Source organism: Microbacterium sp. NPDC079176, from assembly GCF_040686675.1.
Lineage (GTDB): Bacteria > Actinomycetota > Actinomycetes > Actinomycetales > Microbacteriaceae > Microbacterium.
On the sequence record NZ_JBFBLM010000004.1, the window covers coordinates 333,408 to 347,703 of the forward strand.

General features: G+C 67.7%; 15 protein-coding genes. 8 read left to right on the top strand and 7 right to left on the bottom strand.

What is annotated here, in order from left to right; all coding sequences use genetic code 11:
* Window positions 1-39: 39 nt before the first annotated feature.
* Window positions 40-606 (top strand): LemA family protein, encoded by a 567-nt coding sequence (locus AB0P11_RS11975; protein WP_042542063.1) that lies wholly within the window; start codon window positions 40-42, stop codon window positions 604-606.
* Between the two features lie 90 nt (window positions 607-696).
* On the opposite strand, the gene AB0P11_RS11980 is transcribed toward AB0P11_RS11975, so the two are convergent.
* Complete coding sequence (locus tag AB0P11_RS11980) at window positions 697-1,182, bottom strand: hypothetical protein (RefSeq protein ID WP_363522164.1); 486 nt, start codon at window positions 1,180-1,182, stop codon at window positions 697-699.
* Entirely contained in the window at window positions 1,179-2,441 is a 1,263-nt protein-coding gene (locus AB0P11_RS11985; RefSeq protein WP_056277957.1) for a crosslink repair DNA glycosylase YcaQ family protein, read from the bottom strand. Before AB0P11_RS11985 ends, AB0P11_RS11980 begins: the two co-directional genes overlap by 4 nt.
* A gap of 79 nt (window positions 2,442-2,520) precedes the next feature.
* Between AB0P11_RS11985 and AB0P11_RS11990 the strand changes: the two genes are divergently transcribed.
* Both AB0P11_RS11990 and ilvA read left to right on the top strand, forming a co-directional pair.
* On the top strand, window positions 2,521-3,717 hold the full coding sequence (locus AB0P11_RS11990) for an AI-2E family transporter (RefSeq protein WP_082297766.1): 1,197 nt from the start codon (window positions 2,521-2,523) through the stop codon (window positions 3,715-3,717).
* A complete protein-coding gene (gene ilvA / locus AB0P11_RS11995) occupies window positions 3,714-4,943 on the top strand; it encodes a threonine ammonia-lyase (protein ID WP_053095513.1) in 1,230 nt (409 codons plus the stop codon). Before AB0P11_RS11990 ends, ilvA begins: the two co-directional genes overlap by 4 nt.
* Window positions 4,944-5,019: 76 nt before the next feature.
* Here ilvA and greA read toward each other — a convergent pair whose 3' ends face one another.
* Together greA and AB0P11_RS12005 are read right to left on the bottom strand one after the other, a co-directional pair.
* Window positions 5,020-5,508 carry a transcription elongation factor GreA gene (gene greA, locus AB0P11_RS12000; RefSeq protein ID WP_053095514.1) on the bottom strand — a complete coding sequence of 163 codons (489 nt, stop codon included), beginning with the start codon at window positions 5,506-5,508 and terminating at the stop codon, window positions 5,020-5,022.
* Window positions 5,509-5,604: 96 nt separating this feature from the next.
* The gene (locus AB0P11_RS12005; protein ID WP_053095515.1) at window positions 5,605-5,991 is read right to left on the bottom strand and encodes a DUF4307 domain-containing protein; all 387 of its coding nucleotides are present in this window, start codon (window positions 5,989-5,991) and stop codon (window positions 5,605-5,607) included.
* A gap of 69 nt (window positions 5,992-6,060) precedes the next feature.
* Between AB0P11_RS12005 and AB0P11_RS12010 the strand changes: the two genes are divergently transcribed.
* Window positions 6,061-6,345, top strand: coding sequence for a hypothetical protein (locus tag AB0P11_RS12010; RefSeq protein WP_053095516.1), 285 nt, complete (start codon window positions 6,061-6,063; stop codon window positions 6,343-6,345).
* Between the two features lie 16 nt (window positions 6,346-6,361).
* Here the strand turns inward: AB0P11_RS12010 and AB0P11_RS12015 are convergent, their stop codons facing one another.
* On the bottom strand, window positions 6,362-7,090 hold the full coding sequence (locus AB0P11_RS12015) for a hemolysin III family protein (protein WP_072590976.1): 729 nt from the start codon (window positions 7,088-7,090) through the stop codon (window positions 6,362-6,364).
* A 96-nt stretch (window positions 7,091-7,186) separates the two neighbouring features.
* On the opposite strand from AB0P11_RS12015, the gene AB0P11_RS12020 reads away from it, so the two are divergent.
* The 4 genes from AB0P11_RS12020 (at window position 7,187) to AB0P11_RS12035 (ending at window position 12,127) form a co-directional block, all read left to right on the top strand.
* Window positions 7,187-7,966 (top strand): isoprenyl transferase, encoded by a 780-nt coding sequence (locus tag AB0P11_RS12020; RefSeq protein WP_053095518.1) that lies wholly within the window; start codon window positions 7,187-7,189, stop codon window positions 7,964-7,966.
* A 305-nt stretch (window positions 7,967-8,271) separates the two neighbouring features.
* A complete protein-coding gene (locus tag AB0P11_RS12025; RefSeq protein WP_363522351.1) occupies window positions 8,272-9,546 on the top strand; it encodes a PhoH family protein in 1,275 nt (424 codons plus the stop codon).
* Window positions 9,547-9,689: 143 nt separating this feature from the next.
* Window positions 9,690-11,921, top strand: coding sequence for a carbon starvation CstA family protein (locus tag AB0P11_RS12030; RefSeq protein ID WP_230100675.1), 2,232 nt, complete (start codon window positions 9,690-9,692; stop codon window positions 11,919-11,921).
* Window positions 11,921-12,127, top strand: coding sequence for a YbdD/YjiX family protein (locus AB0P11_RS12035; RefSeq protein WP_230100674.1), 207 nt, complete (start codon window positions 11,921-11,923; stop codon window positions 12,125-12,127). Before AB0P11_RS12030 ends, AB0P11_RS12035 begins: the two co-directional genes overlap by 1 nt.
* A gap of 65 nt (window positions 12,128-12,192) precedes the next feature.
* Here the strand turns inward: AB0P11_RS12035 and AB0P11_RS12040 are convergent, their stop codons facing one another.
* Together AB0P11_RS12040 and AB0P11_RS12045 are read right to left on the bottom strand one after the other, a co-directional pair.
* Window positions 12,193-13,608, bottom strand: coding sequence for a class II fumarate hydratase (locus AB0P11_RS12040; RefSeq protein WP_053095522.1), 1,416 nt, complete (start codon window positions 13,606-13,608; stop codon window positions 12,193-12,195).
* The gene (locus AB0P11_RS12045; protein WP_053095523.1) at window positions 13,605-14,294 is read right to left on the bottom strand and encodes a carbonic anhydrase; all 690 of its coding nucleotides are present in this window, start codon (window positions 14,292-14,294) and stop codon (window positions 13,605-13,607) included. The genes AB0P11_RS12040 and AB0P11_RS12045 overlap by 4 nt, the downstream gene beginning before the upstream one ends.
* Window positions 14,295-14,296 lie beyond the last annotated feature (2 nt).

Consider the following 14,296-nt stretch of genomic DNA (forward strand, 5'->3'; position numbering starts at 1 on the left):
CGATAGGATGAGACAAACACGAGGAAGGGTGGGCCTCTGATGGAATGGCTCGTGCCGGTACTGATCGTCGTCGGTGTGATTCTGCTCATCGGAATCTACCTCTGGGCGACCTACAACTCGCTGGTGCAGCTCAACGTCCGCGTCGACGAGGCCTGGAGCGGCATCACGGTTCAGCTGAAGCGCAGAGCGGATCTGATACCCAACCTCATCGAGACGGTGAAGGGCTACGCCTCGCACGAGAAGGCGGTGTTCGAGAACGTCACGCGTGCGCGAGCGGAGACGCTGTCTGCCGGCAGCCCCGGCGAGGCGGGCATCGCCGAAGGTCATCTGCAGCAGGCGCTCCGCAGCCTGTTCGCGGTCGCCGAGGCCTATCCGCAGCTGCAGGCGAGCCAGAACTTCCTTCAGGTGCAGCAGGCCCTCGTCGACACCGAGGACAAGATCCAGGCTGCGCGCCGCTTCTACAACGGCGGGGTCCGCGAGCTGAACACCAAGATCAAGGTCTTCCCCAACAATCTCTTCGCCAAGGGACTCGGATTCACCGAGCGCGAGTTCTTCGAGGTCGCCGACAGCGGCGCGATCTCCGAGCCGCCACGCGTGCAGTTCTGATGTGTCACAAGGCCCGATGCGCACCAGCGCATCGGGCCTTCTGCATGTCCGGCCGCCCGTGGCGAGTCGATCCCGGGGCCTGAGCGTCGCTCACCAGACGTCGAGCTCCACAGCGTCACCCTCGACGGTCACGCCGCCGCGGAGCATCCAGGAGTCCGTGCGATACGTCTCGGTCCTCGGACTGCCGTCCTGACCTGTGCCAGACACGGTGGCGACGAGGACGCCCCCGTCGGCGACGAATCCACCGTCCGTGAGCTCCAGGACCGGCAGCTGCTCTATGCGGAACCGGACGTCGTCGACCGAGGCGAACTCGGTGCCCCAGGGGATCCTGATCCCGCATCCGTCGGGAACGGCGTCATCGGAGACCTCCGCAGACGTGCACTCCTCGAGGTGGTCGTCCAGCGCCTGCTGTGCGGTCGTGCGCACATCGATCTCAGGCGTCGGTGAGCTGCTCGTCGCCGGGGGACCGGCAGCAGGGGACACATCGCCGGATGACAGCCACAGCCATGATGCCGCCACCACGACGACGAGAGCGGCACCGACGCCGCCGATCGCCCATGCCCTGCGGCGGTTCACGAGGGCACCTCTCTCGCGTGCACATGGCGACGCACGGACGTGTCCGGGCGAACCGAGAGTGCGGCGTGAAGAGCCTCTGCCGCGGTGCCCCACCGCGAGACCGAGACATGCGCGAGGCCCTGCCATTCCGCTGCGAGCGCCAGCTCTGCGGCGATCCGCTCAGCGTCGGCGTCAGGCCTGGCCTGAGGTTCCCACCAGGCCGACTGCACCTGAAGCGTCGACGTCGCGCGGTCGGCCTTCAGATCGACGCGGGCCACGATCCGGTCGCCGACGAGCACGGGCAGCGAGTAGTAGCCGTATCGCCGCTTGTCGGCGGGGACGTAGATCTCGATCCTATAGTCGAGCTCGAAGGCGCGCAGCGCTCTGTCGCGGAACCAGACGACGGGATCGAACGGTGTCAGCAGCGCTGACGCGTCGATGCGGCGCGGCAGCACGGCATCCCGATGTCGCCAGCTCGGGAGCGGGCGCCCACCGCGGTCCCAGCCCCGCACCGACACCGGGAGCAGCTCGCCCGTGTCGACCAGATCGGCGATCGACTGCGAGACCGCCGCGCGATCGCGGATGCGGTGGTAGTCGGCGAGATCCGACTGCGTCGCGACTCCCGACGAGCGCGCCGCCCGACGTGTGAGCTCGCGGATCGCATCGTCCCGCGGCACGTGGCGCGACAGGATGGCGTCGGGGATCACCTGCTCGGCGAGAGCGTAGCTGCGCTCGAAACCCTTCCGACCGCTGATCGCGACGTCCCCGGTGCGCCACAGGTGCTCGAGCGCGAGCTTGACGTCATCCCAGTCCCACCATGTGCCGCGCTCGCGGGGCGCATCTTCTCGGAGATCCGCCGGTCGCAGTGGGCCCCGCGCCCTGAGCTCGTCCTGCACCCAGCGCAGCGTCCGCGTGTTCAGGCTCATCCACGAGTCGGCCGCCGCCCATCGAGCGCGGAAGTGATCCATCCGGAATCGCCACAGCGGCCAATCCTCGATGGGGATGAACGTCGCCTCATGAGCCATGTACTCGACGTAGTGGGTGGTCCGGGAGTGGAACACCCGATCGAACAGCGCCGGATCGTAGGCTCCCAGACGCGAGAACAGCGGCATGTAGTGCGACCTCGCGAACACGTTGACCGAGTCGATCTGCAGCACGCCCAGCCGATCCATCACCCGGTGGATGTGCCGGGCCGACACCGATGCGGGGCGTGCGCGGGAGAAGCCCTGCGCGGCCAGCGCGATGCGACGGGCCTGGGCGGAGCTGAGGGTCTCGGTCACCTCGTCAGGGTATCTCCGAGCGCCGACATCCGGACCTCGTACGTCCGGACGCGCGGCGCCCGCGCCGTAGACTTGGGCGATGAGCGAAGAGCTGCGTCCACGGCTGAGAGACCTCTTCCGTCCGCGCCCGGTCTCGCCGGATCGCACGGTGACCACCGAGGCCGATGAAGCCGTCCCGCGAGGACTCCGCATCACGGCCGCATATTCCTGGCGCATCCTGCTGATCGCAGCGGTGGTGGCCGGATTCATCTGGCTCGTGATCGAGCTGAAGCTCCTCGTGATCCCGCTCATGGTCGGCATCCTCATCACGGCTCTGCTGTGGCCGGGATTCCAGTGGATGCTGCGCCACCGGTTCCCGCGCTGGCTGGCAGTGGCGCTGTCGATCATCGGCACGCTCGCGATCGTCTCCCTACTGCTCTGGCTCGTCATCTGGCAGGTCCGCGCCCAGCTGCCCGACGTGCAGGCGCGGAGTTCCCAGGCGATCGAGGAATTCCGGCAGTTCCTTCTCAACGGACCGCTGCACCTGAGTGAGACGCAGATCCAGGACTACATCGATCAGGGCCTCGGCATCATCAACGAGCAGACGCAGACGCTCCTCAACGGGGCTCTCGCGGTCGGCACGACCGCCGCGCATGTGGTGACCGGAGCGGTCCTCTCACTGTTCATCCTGATCTGCCTGCTCGCCGACGGTCGGGGGATCTGGCGCTGGACGCTGCGCCTGTTCCCGCGCGCGGCGCGACCTGCCGCCGACGCGGCCGCGAGCAACGGCTTCGCGACGATCGTCAACTACGCCCGCACGCAGCTGCTGGTGGCCGCGATCGACGCGGTCGGCATCGGCGTGGGTGCCGCTCTGCTCGGCGTCCCGCTGGCGATACCGGTCGCCGTGCTCGTCTTCCTCGGATCCTTCGTGCCGATCGTCGGTGCGGTCGTGACCGGCGCGATCGCGGTCCTGCTGGCCCTCGTCTACAACGGGCCGTGGATCGCTCTGGCGATGCTGGCCGTCGTGCTCGGCGTGCAGCAGCTCGAGGGGCACATCCTGCAGCCGATCCTGATGGGCTCCGCGGTGAAGGTGCACCCGCTCGCGGTCGTGCTCGTCGTCGCCGGCGGCTCGATGGTCGGCGGCATCCCCGGAGCGCTGTTCGCGGTGCCTCTCGCAGCGTTCGTCAACGTCGCAGCGGTGACCGTCAGCACGGGGTCGTGGAAGACCGGCGACGTCCCGAACGCAGACCTAATCTGGAGCACAGTTCCGCGCGAGCGGAGACGGAGGAATCGATGAGCGCAGTCCCCAGCCTGGACGAGTTCGAGAAGGCAGCTCAGAGTCTGGCTGAGGTGATCACGCGGACGCCGACGTTGCCTTCGCGCGCTCTGTCGGATGTCCTCGGAGCGCCGGTCGTGCTCAAGATGGAGAACCTGCAGCGAACGGGGTCCTTCAAGATCCGGGGATCCGCATATCGCCTCTCCCAGCTGAGTGCCGAAGAGCGCGCGCGCGGCGTGGTCGCGGCCTCCGCCGGCAATCACGCGCAGGGCGTCGCCCTCGCGGCGCAGACCCTCGGAATCCCGGCGACCATCTTCGTGCCGATCGGCATCCCGGTGCCCAAGCTGCTGGCGACCAGGAGCTACGGCGCCGAGGTCGTGCTCGAGGGAGAGACGGTCGCGACGTCGCTGCGGCTCGCCGCCGAGTTCGCCGAGCGCACGGGAGCGGTGATCATCCATCCGTTCGACCACCGCGATGTCGTCATCGGCCAGGGCACGCTCGGGCTCGAGCTGCTCGAGGATGCTCCGGACGTCGACACGATCGTGCTGGGGATCGGCGGGGGAGGCCTGATCGCCGGTGTCGCCGCCGCGGTGAAGGCGAAGGCCGCCGAGATGGGCCGCACCGTCCGCATCATCGGCGTCCAGGCCGAGAACGCCGCGGCGATGCTTCCCTCGCTCGAAGCGGGATACCCGGTCGACATCGAGACGAAGCCCACGATCGCCGACGGCATCCTGGTCGCGCGCCCCGGCGCCATCCCGTTCGAGATCATCAAGGACCTCGTCGACGAGGTCGTCACGGTGACGGACGACGACCTCGCACGCGCCATCCTCGTGCTGCTCGAGCAGTCCAAGGTGATCGCGGAGCCGGCGGGTGCCGTCGGAGTCGCCGCGATCCTCGCCGGCAAGGTGAAGGCCAGCGGCAAGACCATGGCCGTGGTCTCCGGTGGCAACATCGACCCGCTGCTGCTGCAGCGCGTGGTCTCTCACGGTCTGGCGGCATCCGGCCGGTACCTGACGATCCGCATCCCGCTGCCCGACCGTCCCGGTCAGCTGGCGCGGGTGTCCGAGCTGATCGCGGAGGCCGGCGCCAACGTGATCGAGGCGATGCACACCCGTCACGGGCACGGGCTGCAGATCAGCGAGGTCTTCCTCGAGCTCAGCGTCGAGACGCGGGGCACCGAGCATTCCGAGCACACCCTCGACACCCTCCGTCGTGCCGGCTTCCAGCCGATGATCGTTCCGGACTGACCCGCGACGACAGAAGGCCCCGTCCATTCGGACGGGGCCTTCTGTCGTCGCGGAACGCGCGCGTGATCGGAGCGCGTCAGCCGGTGTAGGTCTCGACGTTCACGATCTCGACCGAGATCGCGCGGCCGTTCGGCGCCTCGTACGAGGACTTCTCGCCGACCTTGAGCCCGAGGATCGCCTGTCCGAGCGGGCTGGCCTCGCTGTACACGTCGAGGTCGCTGCCCACGGCGATCTCACGGCTGCCGAGGAGGAAGACCTCTTCGCCACCGGCGACCACGGCGGTCACGACCGTGCCGGGCTCGACGATGCCGCGGCTCGCGGGCGCCTCGCCGACCTTGGCGGTCTTGAGAAGGTTCTCGAGGGTGCGGATCCGCGCCTCCTGCTTGCCCTGCTCGTCCTTGGCGGCGTGGTACCCGCCGTTCTCCTTGAGGTCGCCCTCTTCGCGTGCCGCTTCGATGCGCTTGGCGATCTCTTCGCGACCGGTGGTGGAGAGGTGCTCGAGCTCGGCGACGAGCCGGTCATACGCTTCCTGCGTGAGGAAGGGAACCTGAGCGTCAGTAGACATGACGAAGCTCCTTCGTTAGGTACCCGGCGACGTTCCGCGGGGGATATGCCAAGACGCCCCGGCACGGTGCCAGGGCGTCATCTGTCTGGCTCGAGTCTAAGCGACCCAGCAGCTGTTCACCAAACCTGTCGTGGCGCTCGAGACGGTGGGAACCGTGGCAGAGAGCGCCTGCGAATGGGCATCTCCGGCGGGGATCTCGACGACCTTCCAGCCGACGACCCCGAACTCCTCGTCCAGCGCCTCGACGATGCAGGCCACGTCCTTGCCCTGCACCCCGGTGATCTGGAAGCGCACGGTGACGCTGTGCTCATCCACCAGATCGAAGCCGAGATCGTCCGAGTCGACCGCGTTCATCTGCGCCGCGACGATCATCCAGCCGAACGCGCCGACGAGAAGTGCCGCGATGGCGATCAGGACGATCCATGGCCCCCGGCGGGAGCGGGTGCGACCGTAGCGGTCGTCGAGCTGTTGTGCGGTCGTCACGGGGTAGGTCTTCCGGTCGTTAGGCTGGTAACTCCAGGTTATGCGACCTGCGCATGAAAGGCAGACTCCATGCTCGCTCTGACCGAGACACCGATGCCGACGCCCACGATGACGGTGGCACCGGAGCTGGTCACGCCCGGATTCGTCGGCTTCGCCGCCGTCGTGATCATCCTGATCGCGGTGATCCTGCTGATCCTCGACATGAACCGTCGCATCCGTCGGGTCCGCTACCGCGAAGAGGTCAGGGATGAGCTCGACGCCGAAGAGGCCGCGCGGGCGGCTGACGAGGCGACCGAGACGGATGCCGACCTGCCGATCGTGCGCGAGGGCGACGACGACCCCGAGAAGCGCTGACCGAGCCTTCGGCGGGTCAGGCCCCGAGTGACGGGGACAGCGGTGCGAGGGCGATGAGCAGACACGCGACCCAGTGGCACAGGAAAGCGAGCACCGTGCATACGTGGAAGATCTCGTGGAACCCGAAATGGCCGGGCCACGGGTTGGGCTTCTTGATCGCGTAGACGACCGCGCCGCCCGTATAGAGGAGCCCTCCGACGATGACGAGCACCATCATCGTGGCGTTCGCGACGAAGAGGTCGGCGAGGTACATCACCGCAGCCCAGCCCAGAAGCAGGTAGAGGGCGACGTACAGCCACCGCGGAGCATTGATCCAGAACACCCGGAACAGGATGCCGAGAAGCGCCCCGCTCCACACGAACACGAGCAGCAGGGCGCCCTTCTGAGGGGGCAGAGCGAGCACGGCGAGCGGCGTATAGGTGCCGGCGATCAGCAGCAGGATGTTCGCGTGGTCGATCCGCTTGAGGATCACCTTGACCTTCGGGCTCCAGTCGATCCGGTGATAGAGAGCGGAGTTGCCGAAGAGCAGCAGCGAGGTGGCCATGAACACGGCGGCGGCCCACTTGGCCGCGCCGCCCTGCGCGACGGTGATCAGCACCACCCCGGCGACGATCGCGACGGGGAACGTGGCCGCGTGGATCCAGCCGCGCCAGGTCGGCTTGATCTCGACGGCGGCGTCGTGCGCCGCCTCCTCCAGGAGGGGCAGCTGGGGGACGTCAGGTACCGAGGAGTCGGGAGTGCTCACGCCTTCACTCTATGCGGGCGCCCATGCAGGCGAGCGTACATATCCTGAGCGTCGGCCCTGGGTCCGCCGACGCCGACGCGATAGCGTAGGGAGGTGATGACACGCGATGGTCAGGGGCGGGGGCCGCTGTACCGCCTCTACACCAGCCGGCTGCGCCGCCATCTCGATCCGGCGACCGTTCCCCATCACGTCGCCATGATGATCGACGGCAATCGGCGCTGGGCCAGGCAGCTCGGCTACGAGACTCCCGCGGAGGGACACAGGGCGGGTGCCGCCAAGATGCGCGAGTTCCTCGGCTGGTGCGACGAACTCGGGGTTCGGGTCGTGTCGCTGTATCTCCTGTCCAGCGACAACCTGCGAAAGCGCGACTCCGCCGAGCTCGCCGATCTGATCGAGATCATCGCCGAGCTCGCCGAGGCACTGTCGCGCGAGGGCAATTGGCGTGTGAAGCACGTCGGACGCTCCGACATCCTTCCCGCGGAGCTCGCGAAGGTGCTGGACGACGCACAGGAGCGCACGCGCGACCACACCGGCCTCCACGTCAACCTCGCGGTCGGCTACGGCGGACGCAACGAGATCGTCGATGCGGTGCGCAGCATCGTCACGGCGCATCAGGCGTCCGGCGGCACGATCGAGGACCTCGCCGCTCATCTGACCCCCGAGATGATCGGGGAGCATCTGTACACCGGCGGCCAGCCGGACCCCGATCTCGTCATCCGCACGAGCGGCGAGCAGCGTCTGAGCGACTTCCTGCTCTGGCAGAGCGCCCACAGCGAGTTCTACTTCGTGGAGGCGCTCGGGCCGGACCTGCGCCAGGTCGACTTCCTCCGCGCGATCCGCGACTTCGCCGACCGCGACCGGCGCTTCGGCCGCTGACCTCGACGACGACGCCACCCCGCGTTAACCAACACGTAACGAACTCGTGGCGTGTCGAGTCCGTCAAATGTCGGCGGCTGGTCGTAGCTTCTAGGCATCGGGCAAGGTGCCCGTCGGGTCGGCCTCAGGATGACGACTCGTGACCCCCTGGTCGACTCGTTCGAATAACCGGGAGTTCCCCGGGTCGGGAGTGGGTCGTGACCTCACGTACAGCGCAGCAGTCCACCAGCACCGCGCAGCAGTCCACCCGTAAGACGACGACGCGAGCGGGGGCGGAGGGTCCTGATCAGGATCTTCGGACCTATGTGCTCGACACGTCCGTCCTGCTGAGCGATCCGCAGGCGTTCTTCCGGTTCGCCGAGCACTCGGTCGTCCTTCCGGTGGTGGTCATCACCGAACTCGAAGGCAAGCGGCACGACCCGGAGATCGGATACTTCGCCCGTCAGGCGCTTCGCCACCTCGATGACCTTCGCGTCGAGCACGGACGGCTGGACTTCCCCGTCGAGGTCGGCGAGGGCGGCACGCTTCGGGTCGAGCTGGCCAACACGGACTCCTCGGTGCTCCCGGCCGGCATCCGGCTGAGCGACAACGACACCCGCATCCTCTCGGTCGCGATGAACCTCGCGCAGGACGGTCAGGACGTCACGATCGTCTCGAAGGACCTCCCGATGCGCGTCAAGGCGGCCTCGCTCGGTCTGCGTGCCGAGGAGTACCTCGCCGAGCAGGCCGTCGATTCGGGATGGACCGGAATCACCACGCTCGACCTGTCCGGTGACGAGATCAGCGATCTCTACGAGAGCGAGGTGGGCATCAGCGAAGATGCGAGGGGCCTGCCGGTGAACACCGGGCTCATCATCCACTCCGAGCGCGGTTCCGCACTCGGCAGGATCACGGGAGACGGCGAGTACAAGCTCGTCCGCGGCGACCGCGACATCTTCGGCATGCACGGGCGGTCCGCCGAGCAGCGGATCGCGATCGACCTGCTCACCGACCCGGACATCGGCATCGTCTCGCTGGGCGGGCGCGCGGGCACCGGAAAGTCCGCCCTGGCTCTCTGCGCCGGCCTCGAGGCAGTGCTCGAACGACAGCAGCAGAAGAAGATCATCGTCTTCCGCCCGCTGTTCGCCGTCGGAGGCCAGGAGCTCGGCTACCTGCCCGGAGATCAGGGCGAGAAGATGGGCCCGTGGGGGCAGGCGGTGTTCGACACGCTCGGTTCGGTCGTGTCAGGCAACGTCATGGAGGAGGTCGTCGAACGGGGCATTCTCGAGGTGCTCCCGCTCACGCACATCCGCGGTCGGTCGCTGCACGACGCGTTCGTGATCGTCGACGAGGCGCAGTCGCTCGAGCGCAACGTGCTGCTGACCGTCCTCAGCCGCATGGGGCAGAACTCGCGCGTGATCCTGACCCACGACGTCGGCCAGCGCGACAACCTCCGTGTCGGCCGTCATGACGGCATCGCCAGCGTGATCGAGACGCTCAAGGGGCATGACCTGTTCGCCCACGTGACGCTGATGCGGTCCGAGCGCTCCGCGATCGCCGCCCTGGTGACCGAGCTTCTCGAAGGGGGCGAACTCAGCTGACCTGAGTGGTCCGACAGCGGATGCCGTGGTGTCACGGCATCCGCTGTCGCATGTTCCGGCGGATGCGTCGGCGATTCGCTTCCGTCGGCGTGGTCGTCGGATTACGCTCGTGGCACCGAACGCAGACGATGGAGTGATGCGCCATGAGTGACACAACGAAGACTGTCGAAGACCACTCGCTTCCCCCGGTGGCTGTCGATGAGAAGCCGCGCTGGACACCGCTGAAGATCGTCCTCTGGGCGGCGATCGCGCTGCTGGGCGGTGTCGCCTGGACGATGCTCGCCATCGTCAGAGGCGAGACGGTGAACGCGATCTGGTTCGTGTTCGCGGCGGTCTGCACCTATCTCGTCTTCTACCGTTTCTACTCGAAGTTCATCGAGCGCAACCTCGTCAAGCCGAACGACCGGCGCGCGACACCCGCCGAGTACAAGGCGGACGGCAAGGACTACGTCGCGACCGACCGTCGAGTGCTGTTCGGTCACCACTTCGCCGCGATCGCGGGTGCCGGCCCTCTCGTGGGACCCGTGCTCGCCGCGCAGATGGGCTACCTGCCGGGCACGATCTGGATCATCGTCGGAGTCGTCCTGGCGGGTGCCGTGCAGGACTACCTCGTGATGTTCTTCTCGATGCGCCGGGGCGGGCGCTCTCTCGGCCAGATGGCCCGCGACGAGCTCGGTCGATTCGGCGGCACGGCGGCCATCGTCGCCACACTCCTCATCATGATCATCATCACGGCGATCCTCGCTCTCGTCGTGGTGAACGCCCTCGGCGAGAGCCCCTGGGGCGTGTTCTCCGTGGCCATGACGATCCCGATCGCCCTGTTCATGGGCGCGTACCTCCGGTGGATCCGACCAGGCAAGATCACCGAGGTGTCGCTCATCGGGTTCGTGCTCCTGATGGCGGCGATCATCGGCGGCGGGATGGTCGCCGAGACCGACTGGGGTCAGGCGGTCTTCACCCTCGACCGCACGACGATCGCGTGGGGGATCATCATCTACGGCTTCATCGCCGCGGTGCTGCCGGTGTGGATGCTGCTCGCTCCGCGCGACTACCTCTCGACCTTCATGAAGATCGGCGTGATCGTGGCACTCGCCGTCGCGATTCTCTTCGTGCGGCCCGAGATCACCGTCCCGGCCTTCAGTGAATTCGCTGCGGGGGAGACGGGGCCGGTCTGGGCGGGTTCCCTCTTCCCGTTCCTGTTCGTGACGATCGCCTGCGGGGCGCTGAGCGGATTCCATGCGCTCATCGCGTCGGGCACCACGCCGAAGATGATCGAGAAGGAGAAGCAGACCCGCTTCATCGGCTACGGCGGCATGCTCATGGAGTCGTTCGTCGCGATCATGGCGCTCGTCGCCGCGATCTCGATCGACCGTGGTCTGTACTTCGCGATGAACTCCTCGCCGGCCGCGACCCTCGGCACCGTCGAAGGCGCCGTGCAGTTCGTCAACAGCCTCGGGCTGACGGGGGTGAACCTGACCCCCGAGATGCTCACGAGCACGGCCGAGGCTGTGGGGGAGGAGTCGATCGTCTCCCGGACCGGCGGTGCGCCGACCCTCGCTCTCGGCCTCGCGCACATCATGCAGCAGTGGATCGGCGGCACCGGGATGATGGCGTTCTGGTATCACTTCGCGATCATGTTCGAGGCGCTGTTCATCCTGACCGCGGTGGATGCCGGCACCCGTGTCGCGCGATTCATGCTGCAGGACTCGGTCGGCAACGTCATCCCCCGTTTCAAGGACACGTCGTGGCGGGTCGGGGCCTGGATCTGCACGGCGGTGATGGTCGCGGGCTGGGGCGCGGTGCTGATCATGGGCGTCACGGACCCTCTCGGCGGCATCAACACCCTGTTCCCGTTGTTCGGCATCGCCAACCAGCTGCTGGCGGCCATCGCGCTCGCCGTGGTGCTCACCATCGTCGCCCGCAGGCGCACGTTCACGGTTCTCTGGGTGGTCGCTCTGCCGCTGGCATTCGTGACGGTCGTCACCGTCACGGCGTCGCTGCAGAAGATCTTCTCGAGCGTGCCGCAGGTCGGCTACTTCGCCAATCACGTCGCCTTCCGCGACGCGCTGGCTGCGGGCGAGACGTCGTTCGGCACGGCGACCAGCGTCGCCGCGATGGAGGCGGTGGTGCGCAACACGATGATCCAGGGCATCCTGTCGGTGACTTTCCTGGTGCTGTCTGTGATCGTCATCACGATCTCGATCGTCAAGGTCATCCAGGCGGTGCGACCCGGGCCGATCATCGATCACGAGGACCCGGAGGTGCCGTCGCGTCGGTTCGCTCCGGCAGGACTCATCGCCTCACCGGAGGAGCGCGCGGTCGAGAAGGAGTGGAACGCGCTGCCCTCGTCCGCCCAGCCGACGAGGGGGCACTGATGTCTGCGGCGGTGACCGACGCGGCGCGCAGGATCTGGCACTCCGTCGCCTGGTACATGAACGGCGTGACAGGGCAGTCGCGGTACACGGCCTACGTCGCGCACGAACAGGAGCGGCATCCCGAGCGAGAGCCGCTCACCGAACGCGAGTTCTGGCGGGCGCACTACGCCCAGCAGGATGCCGACCCCGGAGCCCGGTGCTGCTGAGGGGCAGACGACGGATGCCGCAGGGAACGAGTCCCTGCGGCATCCGTCGTGTCAGTGTCCGGTGATCAACCCGGGTGGGTCATCGACAGCAGGTCGAGCTTCTCGTCGAGCTGCTCGAGCGTCAGGTCCCCGCGCTCGACATAGCCGAGGTCGATCACGGCGTCGCGCACCGTGATGCCCTTCGCGACCGAGTGCTTGGCGATCTTCGCCGCAGCCTCGTAGCCGATGAGCTTGTTGAGCGGGGTGACGATCGACGGGCTCATTCCGGCGAAAGCCGCGGCGCGGTCGAGGTTCGCCTGCAGTCCGTCGACGGTCTTGTCGGCGAGCACGCGCGAGGCGTTGGCGAGCAGACGGATCGACTCGAGAACGGCGGTGCCCATGACCGGGATCGCGACGTTGAGCTCGAACGAGCCGGATGCTCCGGCCCAGGCGACGGTCGCGTCGTTGCCGATCACTCGTGCGCACACCATCAGCACGGCCTCGGGGACGACCGGGTTCACCTTTCCGGGCATGATCGAGGAACCCGGCTGCAGGTCGGGGATGTGCAGTTCGCCGAGTCCGGTGTTGGGGCCGGAGCCCATCCAGCGCAGGTCGTTGTTGATCTTGGTCAGCGAGACGGCGATCGTGCGCAGCGCGCCGGACGCCTCGACGAGACCGTCGCGGTTGGCCTGTGCCTCGAAGTGATCCTTGGCCTCGGTGATCGGAAGCTCGGTCTCGGCCGCGAGGAGCTCGATGACCTTCTGCGGGAATCCGAGCGGGGTGTTGATGCCGGTGCCGGTGGCGGTGCCGCCGAGCGGGACCTCGGCGACGCGGGGGAGCGCCGACTGCACGCGCTCGATGCCGAGGCGCATCTGACGGGCGTAGCCGCCGAACTCCTGGCCCAGGGTGACGGGCGTGGCGTCCATGAGGTGCGTGCGACCCGATTTCACCGCGTCCTTCCACAGCTCGGCCTTCGCCTCGAAGGCGACGGCGAGGTGGTCGAGCGCGGGGATGAGGGTGTCGATGAGCGCCTGCGTGACAGCGATGTGCACCGAGGTCGGGAACACGTCGTTCGACGACTGCGAGGCGTTCACATGGTCGTTCGGGTGCACATCCGCACCGAGGATGCGCGTCGCGAGCGTCGCGAGCACCTCGTTCATGTTCATGTTCGACGACGTGCCGGAGCCCGTCTGGTAGGTGTCGACGGGGAACTCGCCGTCATGTGCACCGGATGCGACCTCGTCGGCGGCCTGGGCGATCGCGTCCGCGATGGCCCCATCGAGCGTGCCCAGCTCCTTGTTCGCGAGCGCGGCGGCCTTCTTGATGCGCGCGAGGGCGGCGATCTGCGTGGATTCGAGGCCCTTGCCCGAGATCGGGAAGTTCTCGACGGCGCGCTGCGTCTGTGCGCCGTAGAGTGCGTTCACGGGAACACGCACCTCGCCCATCGTGTCGTGCTCGATGCGGTAGCCCTGCGCGTCTGCGCCGCTGTGCTGGTCGGTCATTCCGAACCCTCCTTGGTTGCGGGGCTGTGCCCCTCGGTGTCGTTTCCGTCTGTGTCGAGTCCGACCGTGATGACGGGAATCGCGGTTCCCTCGGCCAGACGGTAGTTGGCGCCGACGATGCCCAGACGACCCTCGGCGACGGCGTGGGAGATCACCTCGGACGACTGCAGCAGGTCGCGGACCGTGTTGCGCAGGTGCTCCTGGCCGACCAGGTCGGCGTCGATCTCGGCGACCGTGGTCCCGCCACTCTCGACGAGCACCTTCCGGGCCGCAGGCACGATCGGTGCGATGAGCTTCCAGATGTGCGGCGGCAGCGGCGCCGCGTCGATCGCGGTGCCGTCGATGGCGGCGCGCACAGCACCGCACGAGTCGTGTGCGAGCACGACGATCAGGGGGACGTTCAGCACCGCGACCGCGTACTCGAGGCTCGCGACGATCGACTCGCCGATCACCTGACCGGCATTGCGGACGACGAACAGGTCGCCGAGCCCCAGGTCGAAGATGATCTCCGCGGCCAGCCGGGAGTCGGAGCATCCGAACAGGGTGGCGACAGGATGCTGCGCCGCAGCCAGGTGCTTGCGTCGGGCGACATCCTGATTCGGGTGCCGCGGGGCGTCATCGACGAATCGCTGGTTGCCCTCCTGCATCTGCTTCCAGGCGGCGGCGGGCGTGAGCGTGTCTGTCATGA